General features: G+C 41.5%; 12 protein-coding genes. 11 read left to right on the forward strand and 1 reads right to left on the reverse strand.

Annotated features, from left to right (window positions below; genetic code table 11):
• The first annotated feature begins 185 nt into the window (after positions 1 to 185).
• The 7 genes from ftsX to GLW00_RS01105 all read left to right on the forward strand — a co-directional run bounded on the left by ftsX (position 186) and on the right by GLW00_RS01105 (position 8,927).
• Positions 186 to 1,079 (forward strand): permease-like cell division protein FtsX, encoded by an 894-nt coding sequence (gene ftsX / locus GLW00_RS01075; RefSeq protein WP_160910630.1) that lies wholly within the window; start codon positions 186 to 188, stop codon positions 1,077 to 1,079.
• A gap of 53 nt (positions 1,080 to 1,132) precedes the next feature.
• Positions 1,133 to 2,497, forward strand: a complete 1,365-nt coding sequence (locus GLW00_RS01080; protein WP_160910631.1) for a murein hydrolase activator EnvC family protein — start codon at positions 1,133 to 1,135, stop codon at positions 2,495 to 2,497.
• Positions 2,498 to 3,570: 1,073 nt separating this feature from the next.
• Complete coding sequence (locus tag GLW00_RS01085; RefSeq protein WP_160910632.1) at positions 3,571 to 4,533, forward strand: S8 family peptidase; 963 nt, start codon at positions 3,571 to 3,573, stop codon at positions 4,531 to 4,533.
• Between the two features lie 402 nt (positions 4,534 to 4,935).
• Positions 4,936 to 6,123, forward strand: coding sequence for a ParM/StbA family protein (locus GLW00_RS01090; RefSeq protein WP_160910633.1), 1,188 nt, complete (start codon positions 4,936 to 4,938; stop codon positions 6,121 to 6,123).
• 9 nt (positions 6,124 to 6,132) lie between these two features.
• A complete protein-coding gene (locus tag GLW00_RS01095) occupies positions 6,133 to 6,741 on the forward strand; it encodes a hypothetical protein (RefSeq protein WP_160910634.1) in 609 nt (202 codons plus the stop codon).
• A gap of 135 nt (positions 6,742 to 6,876) precedes the next feature.
• Complete coding sequence (locus GLW00_RS01100; protein ID WP_160910635.1) at positions 6,877 to 7,569, forward strand: ABC transporter ATP-binding protein; 693 nt, start codon at positions 6,877 to 6,879, stop codon at positions 7,567 to 7,569.
• Positions 7,566 to 8,927, forward strand: coding sequence for a hypothetical protein (locus GLW00_RS01105; RefSeq protein ID WP_160910636.1), 1,362 nt, complete (start codon positions 7,566 to 7,568; stop codon positions 8,925 to 8,927). The genes GLW00_RS01100 and GLW00_RS01105 overlap by 4 nt, the downstream gene beginning before the upstream one ends.
• Before the next feature lie 28 nt (positions 8,928 to 8,955).
• Here the strand turns inward: GLW00_RS01105 and GLW00_RS01110 are convergent, their stop codons facing one another.
• Positions 8,956 to 9,204, reverse strand: a complete 249-nt coding sequence (locus GLW00_RS01110; protein ID WP_160910637.1) for a DNA alkylation repair protein — start codon at positions 9,202 to 9,204, stop codon at positions 8,956 to 8,958.
• 144 nt (positions 9,205 to 9,348) lie between these two features.
• Here GLW00_RS01110 and GLW00_RS01115 point away from each other — a divergent pair, with 144 nt between their 5' ends.
• The 4 genes from GLW00_RS01115 to GLW00_RS01130 are packed head-to-tail and all read left to right on the forward strand — an operon-like array spanning position 9,349 to position 12,364.
• Entirely contained in the window at positions 9,349 to 9,954 is a 606-nt protein-coding gene (locus GLW00_RS01115; protein WP_160910638.1) for a hypothetical protein, read from the forward strand.
• Positions 9,929 to 10,585: a response regulator transcription factor gene (locus GLW00_RS01120; RefSeq protein WP_160910639.1), complete on the forward strand. Its 657-nt coding sequence runs from the start codon at positions 9,929 to 9,931 to the stop codon at positions 10,583 to 10,585. Before GLW00_RS01115 ends, GLW00_RS01120 begins: the two co-directional genes overlap by 26 nt.
• Positions 10,586 to 10,598: 13 nt before the next feature.
• Positions 10,599 to 11,030, forward strand: a complete 432-nt coding sequence (locus GLW00_RS01125; protein ID WP_160910640.1) for a GAF domain-containing protein — start codon at positions 10,599 to 10,601, stop codon at positions 11,028 to 11,030.
• The gene (locus GLW00_RS01130) at positions 11,027 to 12,364 is read left to right on the forward strand and encodes a PAS domain-containing sensor histidine kinase (RefSeq protein ID WP_160910641.1); all 1,338 of its coding nucleotides are present in this window, start codon (positions 11,027 to 11,029) and stop codon (positions 12,362 to 12,364) included. Before GLW00_RS01125 ends, GLW00_RS01130 begins: the two co-directional genes overlap by 4 nt.
• Positions 12,365 to 12,874 lie beyond the last annotated feature (510 nt).

Here is a 12,874-nt window from a genome sequence, read left to right on the forward strand (position 1 = left end):
TAGGAAAATGCAACAGACGACTTAAAGTACATACAACAGACAACATAGATTCACAAAATGAGAGTTTAGTAGGAAGTGATATAAATTGTTCGATCTGCATCACCGCAGTCCAGCACCTTATGTTCTGAGGGATACCGTTCTATACAGTATAGAGATTGAACGGTTAACACGGGGTGACCAGCACTATGAAATTTAAGACATTTGGTCGCCACGGAAAAGAAGGCGTTAAAAGCCTAGCTAGAAACAGGTGGATGTCCATAGCCTCTATTTCAGCTGTGACAGTAACCTTGTTGCTCGTTGGAGTTTTTGCCACACTGCTATTGAATTTAAATGATTTTGCATCTCAGATTGAAGAAGACGTAGAAGTTCGCGTCTTTATAGATGTCACGGCAGAAGATGAGAGTCGTGAAGCATTAAAAGACAAAATTGAAGAGGTATCAGCTGTTTCATCAGTAAAGTTTCAATCCAAAGAGGAAGGGTTGGACAAACTGATCGACAGTCTCGGCGATGATGGAGAAGTATTTGAATCCTTGAAGGATGAAAACCCTCTGAATGATGTTTATATCGTCAAAACAGCTGAACCTGAAGATACAATAACAGTGGCACAGACGATAAATGATTTTGATAGTGTAGCCAAAGTTGAATACGCCAAAGAAACCGTTCAGCGTCTCTTTAGTGTTATGGATGTGGCTCGTAATGTAGGCCTTGCGATTATCGCTGGTCTCCTATTCACCGCCATGTTTTTAATTGCAAATACGATTCGCATTACAATTGTTGCTCGTAAGAAAGAAATTGAAATCATGAAAATGGTCGGAGCGACAAATTGGTTTATCCGCTGGCCTTTCCTTTTTGAAGGCTTGCTGATTGGTCTTCTTGGTTCACTCATTCCGATTGCCATCGTTGTGTTTGGGTATGATTACCTTTACACAGAAGTGACTACAAGATACCCAACATTGTTCATTGAATTGTTGCCCGTCTATCCATTCGTGCTGAAAGTATCCGCACTATTAATACTGATGGGGATTGTCATCGGTTTATGGGGAAGCTTTACGTCCATTCGTAAGTATTTGAAAGTATAAATCTATTGAACTGCCAAAAATAAACAGGTAAGGATTCGGGGGAGGAAGAAAGTTTGAAGTTGAGAGTTTTAGTAGCCACTCTGACCGTCAGTCTTATTCTATCCGGTTTTCCACTCTATTCTCAAACAGTTAACGCAGAAACAAATCAGGAGAAATTAGAGGAGAACCGTTCCAAGCAGGAAGAAATTGAAAAAGAGAAACAAGAAAAGCAGGAAGAAATTGAAAAGCTTAAACAACAGCAGGAAAAAGTCAACGCAGAAATCGCACAGTTGGACAAGCAAGTGATGGAAGCGATGAATAAGATCGAAACGAAAGAGAAGGAAATTGCCACAACGAGAGAAAACATCGAGCAATTAAAAGCTGATATTGCAGAACTTGAAAAAAGAATTGCTGAACGAGATGAACTATTAAAGGACCGCGTTAAATCCATGCACCAAAACGGTGGAGCGATTGATTACCTGGATGTTCTTATGGGCGCTGAAAGTTTCGGAAACTTTTTAGAGCGTGTTATGAGCTTGAACACCATCGCTACTCAGGATAAAGAAATTTTGGAACAGCATAAAGCCGATAAAGAAGAAGTAGAAAAGAAAAAAGCACAAGTTGAAGAAGAATTAGCTTCTCTTGAGGATAAGCTCCAAGAATTAGAAGCGTTGAAACAGGAACTCGATCAGAAGAAGCAAAAGAAAAATGAATTGATGGAAAGTCTTGAACGAGACGAAGAACTTGCGCATAACCATGTAATGGATATTGAAGAAGAGCAGGATACACTTGCTGCGCAGGAAGCTGCCATCCAGAAAGAAATTGAACGTGAGCGTGAGAGAAAACGTAAAGCGGAAGAAGAAGCTAGAAGGAGAGCCGCTGAAAAAGCAGCCGCTGAAAAAGCAGCTGCTGAGAAGGAAGCGAGTGTTTCAAACACAAGCAGCAGTGACTCAAGTTCTAGTTCTAAATCAAGTTCTAACACAAGCTCGTCCAACGAGTCATCCTCTTCCAATAGTGGTGGATCCTTATTCAGTTGGCCGTCAAGTGCTCCAGTCACATCTGAATTTGACCGTAACCGTATCCACCCAATTACAGGTGTTCCAAAGTTGCACTCTGGAATTGATTTGGCTGCCGGAGGTACGGTTCCAATTAGCGCCGCAGCAGATGGAACGGTCATCCGTGCCAATTACTCATCTAGCTACGGGAATGTGGTAATGATTTCCCACCGTATCAATGGACAAACCTTCACGACGGTATATGCCCATTTGAGAAGTACGCCTGCCGTTTCTGCAGGACAGTCTGTTTCAAGAGGTCAATTCCTTGGTAATATGGGTACTACAGGGGCATCGACCGGACAGCATCTTCACTTTGAGATCCATGAAGGAAGCTGGAACGGAGCACGTTCTAATTCCGTAAACCCGCGTAAATACTTGCCATAAAAATAAAGCGTAAGAAAGACCGATGGAGAATCCTTAGGATTTTCCATCGGTCTTTTGTATGTCTACCCTTAACAAATTTCCTAAATCGTTGATCATGGATTTATTCAAAAGAGAATCTATGGAGGTACAGCAGGAATTCTATTCGATGGATGGAAAATTAGATCTGCTCCCAGTTAATTGGTGTAGCCATGGAACGAGTTTCATGCGTTACAGGAAATGTATGATGAAAAGTAGCTTCTAAGGAATATCTCCCTCTAATCTAAGTCCAATGCCTTCTCTAGCCCCTGTGAGCTGTAAGAGCTGTGTTGCCATGTCCTAAGGTTAACTAAACTGATTTGTTTATCATTTTAACACCTTAAGACAGATTTTCTTGCTTCCTGCAGACACGGGAAGCACAAGTTGGACCTCATGAATTCCAAAGGTGGTAGGTTCGTGGAAATCTTGTTTATAGCGAATATGGAGTGCTTTTTTTAAAGAGTTATTCACATGTGTATAACTCTTTAAAATTTGACCGGAGATTATATCCGCAGTTTTTCTTCTCTTAAAGCTTTCTATCATTTTTTTCTGGTTGGTAGGAGATATACAAAGCATGAAGTAGAAAGCTGACCGGGTGAGAGTGAGAAAGCCAGTGCATTACTTCATAAGGTTGACTTATATTTAATATACGTTTGAATCATCTTTTTTTTGTGTAAGTTAGGGTCTCTTGTGTGTATGGGAAGAGGAGCTGAATGTGTGAGGTCTTCGTTGCATAGAGGACAATGCCATGTTCCATTACTACTACTGCTGAATGAGGATCTATGACATCGAATGCACAACTTTTTTATCATGAAGAGGTCTCCTTTACTAGGCCTTTTGTTCTTTATAAAGAATTCATATACTCTATTATACTGCTTATATGTTATATAACAAGTACTATTAAGAACAATTGTTCATTATAGATTACGAAATATCGTATATTAGTCCTCTTTTTTTTGATATCATGACCGTAACATACGTTCGGTGTTATAATTAAAGAAGATCATTCTTCATGACCAGTCTTCCAGTTTATCGTATATATATGAAGGAGGAAGAGGATGAATAGAATGAAGCTGATTCCTTACAGAATGGATGCAATTCTGGACACGACTAATGAGGTCCCCAAAGGTGTGCATATGGTGGAGGCTCAAAGTTTATGGGATGAGACCGACCAGGGGAAGGGCAGCGTGGTAGCTGTTATTGATACAGGCTGTCAGTGTAATCATCCAGACTTACAGGGGCAAGTAATCGGGGGTCGCAACTTTACGAATGATCATGATGGAGATCCGGAAAATTTTGAGGACAATAATGGTCACGGGACTCACGTTGCAGGTACCATTGCTGCAAAAGAAGATGGCAAAGGTGTTGTTGGCGTTGCGCCTCAGGCGAAGTTACTTATCCTCAAGGTGCTCTCAGAGGAGGGGAGTGGGCAATATCAGTGGATTACAGAAGCCATTGACTATGCTGTTCAATGGAGAGGGGAAAACAACGAGCGTGTTCGAGTAATCTCCATGTCCCTTGGAGGACCTGATGATACACCAGACCTTAGGAATTCGATTTTGAATGCTGTTTCTCAAGGGGTTTCTGTTGTATGTGCAGCAGGTAATGAAGGTGATGGACGTGAAGATACGATGGAATATGCTTATCCTGGTGCCTATAATGAAGTCATCCAAGTGGGAGCTGTTAATGAATCACGTCGCTTAGCCTCATTTACAAACACGAATGACCAAATTGATCTTGTGGCTCCTGGAGTTAACATCCTCTCTACCTATCTTGAAGGTAAATATGCCCGATTATCAGGCACATCCATGGCAACTCCTCATGTTTCTGGTGGTCTTTCTTTAATCATCCCTTTAGTAGAAAAACAATTTCAGAGAAAGATGACCGAAGCAGAAATCTTTTCACAGCTTATAAAGCGGACAACTCCATTGGGCTATTCTAAAGTCGCTGAAGGAAATGGCCTGATGACCTTGTCACTAACTAAGAAATTAGAAAAATTATTCAGTTCCTATATCACGTAATCCTATGATCAGAAGAGAGGTTCTAAACCTCTCTTCTTTTTTTATGCAACCTAAGTCCACTATGTAGAAAACCGGCAATAAACTAAGTCCGTGATATTGTGTCAAACTGTGCATATTTATGTTGGAAAATCACATGTGTACAATTATGAATACAAGTGTACATATATGTTTATTTGTACACAAAATTGAATACAATATGTTTGCAATTATGTATTCATGTACACAAACATGTACATATACCGTCATATAAAGATGTGTGCAATATTGTGTGCATGTATACAAAAATAAAGGCAAGTACACAATTATGAACACGTAAAAAGGCGCATTGACTATTTTCTGATTGTTTAATAGATTTAAAGGAAGGTGAGGTCAAATCTAGCAAAAGAAAAGGAGAGCTGTGTAATGACGAACTCTAGAATTGCAGCTGTTGATGTTGGTAACGATGCCGTGAAGGCGAACTTTGGAAAATTGGAATCTTCTCTATATATTCCTAACGTGGTCGCTAGAGACCTTGAGGACCGTCCAGTTATTGGGATTGAAGACTTAGATGATAAGGATCCACTCGATAATCTACATATTCGAGTGCATTCCCCCGCTTTACGGGAGAACAATGCTATCTATCGTGTAGGGAATTTAGCTACGAAAACGACAAACTCTGCGGAGTTGGATCCTGGAAGTTATAAATCAGAAGAAGATCAAACTTTGATTATGCTGTTTGCATCTCTTGCTATGGATGCTGTTACTGGAAAAGATGCGCAATCAGCAAAAAACAATGTGATCGAAGCAAACTATACACTTGGTACAGGTTTACCTTTACGTGAAGTAAAAGAAGGCAAGGATGTGGGCTACCGCTCTCAACTTCTTGGTTCAGTACACCAGGTTGAATTTTTAGTCACACCTAAGTATCAAGGGATGAAAGTGAACATCAAGTTTGATGAGGTCAAAGTTTATCCAGAAGGATTTGCTGCGTATGTGAACCTTGTCATGGACAATGATTTGAACATTATTAATAAAGAGTTAGTGGATAAACAAATTCTGATCCAGGACATTGGTGGTCTTTCTACGGATATCGCTGTTATTAGAAACCGTAACGTGGATGATGACAAAGCTCAGGGATTCAACCTGGGAGTATCTGAGTCCTTGGAGATGATTCGTGACGAAATTCTTACGAAGCACGGAGTAGAATTGGACAGTCGCCGTGATGTTGTCGATATTATTACGCGCAAGAATGATCGCCATCATATTATGGTCCGGGGAAGCCGTACAAATGTCCACGATATTACAGACCGTATTCTACTTGAACTGGCGAAAAAACAATATCGCTATTTAAGAAATGTCTGGCAGAAAAATTCCCAGTCCGAAATCTGCTATTTCGTAGGTGGCGGTTCTGCTGTCTTGAAAGATTATATTAAGACATTGAATAATAAACTGGATGGCTTTAACATTGAATTCTTTGAGGATGAGAATGAGAGCATCTGGATGATGGCCAATGCTTATTATAAGCTCATTTCTGACTACATTCGTAAGAATTCGAAGTTAGAAGACAAGTCTAATAAAAAAGTAGAACAAAAAGCTGGATCTTCTAAGTAAGGTGATTAGATGAGTTCTTCTAGAAAAAGTGTGGAGAGGGGCCAGTCGATTACGTTCCGGGTCCCCTCGGACACACCTGATCATTTATTAAAACAGCTGTCCCAGTTAAAAGAGAAGGAACGAAGAAATTTTTCAAGTAAGATTGCTCAGTTTGTCCTTGAGGGCGTCAATCAGTCCTTAACGAAAGACAAGGAAACCGTAACCATCCCACTCCCGAAAGCACTTACGAAAGAGCAGAAAAATTGGATTAAGCACGAGCACTCAGAAGCTCTCATCGGCAGCATCCTTTATCAACTTATGATGGACCCTGTCAGAGCAACAACTTTACTTGCATCGCTAAACAGCAATGCCTATCACATTGATGATGCACTATATCTTCAAGAAGAGGCGGCTACACAGGAAGAACCTCAGGAAGTAGAGTTTCCAACAGAGGTTGAACCTGAGAAGGAAAAAGCTGTGTTGCCTGAAACCCCACTCGATTTGGATGGAGATGATGACCTGGATGATTTGGATTTGGACAATCTCCAAGCTGATTTTCAGGAACAACGAGAAGAAGAGGTTCAGGAAGAAGATGACGATGATCTGCTTGGTGACTTTTTATCCAGAATGAATAAATGATCATAAGCCCCTCGTATAAGCGGAGAGGGCTTATTTTTATTGGATAAATTTCCGAAGGTCTATTTAATTGGATAAAAATTGAAACGATTCCCTGGCTTTGATCGTATATGTAGCCAAACAGCCGGGGGTGTTTGTATGGAAATGGTACTGGAAGTCAAAAACTGCAGTGTCGATATCCAGAAAGAAAGAATATTGAAGGATATCAGTTTTCATGTGAGAAGAAAAGAAATTGTGGCATTGGTCGGTCATAATGGGGCTGGAAAATCAACATTGATGAAAACGATGATCGGCTCGCGGGATAAACTTTCTGGTACTTTATCTATAACTGGAAATGATCAGGATAAGCACTATAAAGCGTATAAGAGGAATTTTACATACATACCTGAAGAACCGCTTTTGTTCAACGAATTAACTGTCTATCATCATTTTAAACTTTATCAAAAGAGTTATTCTGTTCCTGAAGACGTCTTTGAGAACCGTGTGCGCACTTATACAAAAGGGTTTGAATTGGAGGACAAGTTGGATGAATACCCAGAAGCATTATCCAAGGGGATGCGGCAGAAAGTCCAGACGATTTGTGCTCTCCTCCCTGATGTTCCTGTCTTATTCATAGATGAGCCGTTCATGGGCCTCGATGTTTATGCAGGGCACTTCCTTGAGGAAGAGTTAGTAAGAAAAAAAACACAGGGGGCCAGTATCGTATTGACCACTCATCAACTGGAAAAGGTGTCTGAACTTGCCGACCGCTATGTCATGCTGGTCGAGGGGGAGGTCTCTTCTTCAGGGGATGTGTCGGAATTTCACGAGTTGGAAAGAAGGTCGACATGATGGAGCCTATGACGACATATTCAGTGTATAAATGGCTGAGAAAGAAAAGAAGGAAGAAGAAGTTCGATCTGTATAAACAGACCTACCATATGATTGTTGATCCCGTCATGGTTTTTTATAGCGGATTGTTCGTCATTTTTTGTTTGTTCATCGGTTATGAGTGGCTGCAACAGTTAATCCCTCTTTTAGATGGAAGGGGGACGTTCATAGGTCCTTACGCTTTCTTTCTTCCTTTTTTGGCAATCATTAGTGCGTCTGTTACTTCTTTTACAGATCCTGGTCTCCGTTTTACATCTTCAGAACTTCAGCTTAGTTTCTTGCCTCACTCAAGAAAGTGGATGCTCACCTATTTGTTTTTAGAAAAGAACATCTTTCAACTCCTGATTATCATGGTTGTCCCTCTACCATTTGCACTTATATTAATGTCGTGGGAATCTGCCGTTCTATGGTTATCCCTTCTACTTTTCAGTTATCCATTGTCTTTATGGATGCAGTGGAAACTGTTTTCCATGTCTTCCGTTTATAAAATGAGCGTTTTCTTATTCAGTGCAGCTTTGTCCATTTTACTTTTGCTGGGCTTTCCTACCCCGTTCCTCTACTTAGGCTTATCCGTGCTGGTTTTAGTAATTATCATACGTAAAGAAGAGGTGGACTGGGGGAGAGTCATTGATATTAATGATGCGCACGTGTGGAATATGTGGTTGGTCGGCTATTTCACTGAGGTGAATATTAAGCCACCAAAAAGATTCGGGATCACCAAGTCGATTTGGAGAAAGAAGAGAGGGCGCCATTATTCTGTACAGCATCTGTATGGACGGATATGGACCGGGTATCTTCAAAAGTCTGCAGATATAATCTGGAAAACGGTCCCGACTGTCTGTTTGATTATTCTTGTAATTCCGCTGAGGGTCGATTGGATGTTAGTGTTTACGCTTCCTATAGCAATTGTTGTTTACCATGAAGTAGCTGGGGGACTTTTTTCTGATGTGGAAAATGTTTTCCATTCCCTGCCGCTGGAGGAGGATAGCTGTAAGAACAGCTATGTGAAATGGGCGTATGTCGGGTTCCTGCCTGTGTTCATCTCCTTTGGCAGTGTCCAAATCCTTCTTGGTGAATCATTGGTGGTGATGGGAATGCAATGGATCGCCATCCTCTTGTTCGTATATGTAGACCTTCGACGGGTGATCAGCGAACGCTTGATGATGGTCCAAAAAGAAAACTTCTACCGTGAAGATTGGAGAAGAGTGGCAGGTTTGGTATTCCTGGGGGCCGGTGTCTATCACCCTTTGTTCTTAATCGGAGTTCCGCTTGTTGTATTAAAGCGGGGAAGATTGATTCGAAAAGCAATCATTTCATAAAAAAGATCCTCTGATTCATAACAGAGGATCAATCCAAGCGGTTATGCTCTGCGAACGCAATAAAAGATTTTTCATCTTCAATTAATCCGCAAGCTCCGCATTGGACTTTTACATGAGGACCTTTGTAGGCCATATGAAAAGGGTCCATGTTTTCTGAGGAGTAGCCCTCATCTTGTTCACCTGTTCTTGGATTCATTTTTACAGCTTTCGCTTCCTGTTCAATCAAATTAAAACGAGAACGATTCGTTTTACAGTTGGGACATAAATAAGGCTGCATGTTTGTCCACCTCCATTTTTACGTTTCCCATGTTTTCAAGAATTATGAACAGGCCCCCTGAAAATCAGGGAATGCCCTAATATCCGTTCTGTCCTTTTGAAGGTATGATGATACTAAGATTACGTGTGATTGAGGTGGAATAGGATGAAGAAGACAATGAAAATTCCGGCGGATGAAATCATCCATATGTATGAAACGATGTTATATGATTTATCTTATGACCTTCATGAAAGGTATAGTCACCTTTTAACAGGTCTGCTCCATCAAATGGACCAGGAGGGAGGCTCATCAAAATCTGCGCTTTTACTAACTCACATCATAGATGATATGAGAAGTAAATCGAATGAGTCCACCCCTCTATCTCTTGCTAAAAGGGGTGTGGTTCCTGCGATAAAGCAATTTAGTAAAGAAATAGAAAATCGTTTTGGTGTAACGGTAAGACTTGTGACTGAAAGAAGCTTATTTTCTATAGATCATCGGATTTTATTCCGATTGATTCAACAAACCATCCTTTTAATTGTTGAGAATGCGGATACAGATACCATCGACATTCATATGGAAGAGGAGTCGGTAACCTTCCAATTCCTGTCCCCCCATGACCGGATCGATGCGGATGAAAAGGGTTTTCTGCGTCTTATACAGAAAAGAACAGGTATGGAATTAAAAATCGAACAAAGGTCAGGGCAGTGGTTCTGGATTTATTTCAAGAAGAGGGGGAATGAGGATGATCTCCATTGTAATCGTGGATGACCATGCCGTCGTCCGTTCTGGATTACGGATGCTTTTGAATGCGGTGGATGACTTTGAAGTCGCAGGTGAAGCTTCAGAAGGGGATGAAGCTTTTGCTCAAGTAGAGGAAAAACATCCGAACGTCGTCTTGATGGATTTGTCGATGCCACATGGAAAAGACGGATTATCAGCGACTTCAGAAATAAAGAAACAATTCCCTGATACACATATCCTTATTTTAACGATGCATGATGATGAAGAGTATTTGTTTCGGGCGATTGAACTAGGTGCATCCGGTTGTATTTTAAAGAATGCCCCTCATGAAGAACTCTTAAAAGCCATCCGCCAAGTAGCGGAAGGAGATGCTTACCTTTATCCATCAGCCACAAAGCGGTTGATGGAAGACTATATGAACACACTGAAAAATGGTAAAACGTCTGACTCTTATCGTTTACTGACGGATAGGGAACGGGAAGTGCTGGCATTGGTTGCGAAAGGGTTCGCTAATAAGGACATCGCTGAAAAGCTGGTCATCAGTGTCAAAACGGTCGAAGCTCATAAGGCGCATGTGATGGAAAAATTACAACTTAAGACCCGGCCTGAGTTGGTAGAGTATGCATGGAAGAAAGGGTTGCTTGGATATTCTCTATAAAGGGGCTGAACGTGTGAGGCGATCTTTAGAAGAACTATGTGCAAAAGTTTCTGCAGATACAGACGCGTCCTTAGTGGCTATTGCCGAGTTTCATTCACCTTCTAAGGGAATCAGGTGGACGTATGCTGATCGCCCGGTAAATGAAAGGTATAAGCGGATGAGTGTCATGTACGGGAAAGGGGTAGCAGGCAGGGTTTTACAAACAGGCACAGTTTTCAGATGTGAAAATGTTGAAGATCTTCCTCTGCCGCTCAGAGAGTATCCTATTGTATTATCTGAGAGAATTCGTGCTTTTGTAGCCATTCCGGTCATCACCCCTTCTCTTTTTGGCGCCGTTCTTTTCATCGCCTATCGTTCATCCCACCCTTTACCAGACAAGAAGTTGTGTGACCGGTCGGCATCTACTATACAAGCTTATTTTCAAGAAAGGGAGGCGGTGGAATGAAAAAAGAAACGCTCTCACCTATTCTGCCTGGCCGAAAGGAAGGATTTTTGATTGTAAGGGAAGACGGCGTTGTTACGTCTTTCAATGGTCGTGCGGAGGTTTTATTTCAACGGAACCAGGAGGAGGCAGTGCTGGAAGATTTGTTTCTTCACCTGTCCCTCGAGGATCTACATAATTGTGAAAAAGGTGTTCTTCTTGAACATTACATCACCCCTCAGGGGGAGAACCCTTCGCCCGTTTTCTTAGTTGTTCACGATTCGGTCGTGTCAGGAATCCGCTATTTTTATATTACGATTCAAAACCTTGCGGAAAGAAGTACCTTTGATCGTGAAAGTTATGAACCATTCAAAGAGCTGCTTGATATTAAGTATGCGTTAGACGAATCTTCCATTGTCGCTCTTACCGACAAAAGGGGAAGAATAAGGCATGTGAACAAGAAATTTTCAGAGATATCGAAGTACAATGTCGAAGAATTAATTGGGCAGGACCACCGTATCTTAAACTCCGGATATCACTCAAAGGATTTTTTCAAAGAGCTGTGGCGTACAATCGGCACCGGCTCCGTTTGGAAAGGGGAAATCCAAAACAAAGCAAAGGATGGATCCTTTTACTGGGTAGATACAACCATTGTTCCTTTTCTGGATGAAAAAGGAAAACCCTATCAATATCTGGCCATACGTAATGAAATTACGGAACGCAAGCGTGTAGAACAAGAGCTCCAACATATGATGACAAAAATCATTGATGTGCAGGAAAATGAGCGGAAGCATGTATCGAGAGAATTGCATGATGGTATTGGCCAAGAGCTGTATAGCCTGCTTATTACTGTTCAAAGACTTGAAAAAGAATACACACACCCATTAATTGACCAGATGAATACAGACATCAGTCAATTGATTCAAAATGTAAGGGATATGTCCTGGGAACTCAGGCCGTCCGCTTTGGATGAACTCGGGTTAATGCCGGCATTACGCTCGTTTATTAATCGACTAGAAAAATCGTATGGTTTGAATGTGACATTTCAGTCAGACGTCCGCTGCCGGTTATCGCCTGATGTGGAAACAAGTATTTACCGCATCATCCAGGAAGCGCTGACTAATGTAAGGAAATACGCGGATGTAGAGGAAGCGAAGGCTTCAATCAAAGAGGAAAGAGGTGTTCTTTTTATTGAGGTATCGGATGAAGGAAACGGATTCACGGTTGGGCGCTCCAATAAAGGTGTGGGACTGTTCAGCATGGAAGAAAGAGCTCGAGCCGTCGGAGGCTCACTCTCGATCACATCTGCCGAAAACAATGGAACTACAATCAAAGTGAAAATCCCTTTAGAAGCCTGATAATAAACCAGGCTTCTTTTTTTATGTCTATTTCCTTTAAGTTTTTTATTAATACTGCTCCTTTTAATGAGTTATTCAACTCATTGGCAGGTTTCTTGAAGACTCATTTTCGAGATGTTTTTTGATTGGATGGGGCTGCGGGGAATAACTCGCTTTCCGCGGGAGCGCGGTGAGCCTCCTCGGACTGCGTCCTGTGGGGTCTCACCCTGCACTTTTTTCCCGCAGGAGTCTCGCCATTCCCCTACGCCCCCTAACCAAGGAAGGTTCTCGAAACTACTACTTAAAAATCACTTGTATGGTTATGAGAAGTGAATGATATAAACTCTAGCCCAATTGACGTTTAGCATAGGCAAATGCTTGATACAAGGCACTTTATGCCAGCCTAGGGGAGATGAATTGGAACCTTCCTTATGAATACAGGTGTTCTAATCATCCACTTCCCTCAACCATTTAAACTGCCCCTGTTAGAAGTGGTTTCGAGACACTTATAAGGTAAAGGGGCGGAGGGAA

This window comes from Halobacillus litoralis (assembly GCF_009856445.1).
Lineage (GTDB): Bacteria > Bacillota > Bacilli > Bacillales > Halobacillaceae > Halobacillus > Halobacillus litoralis.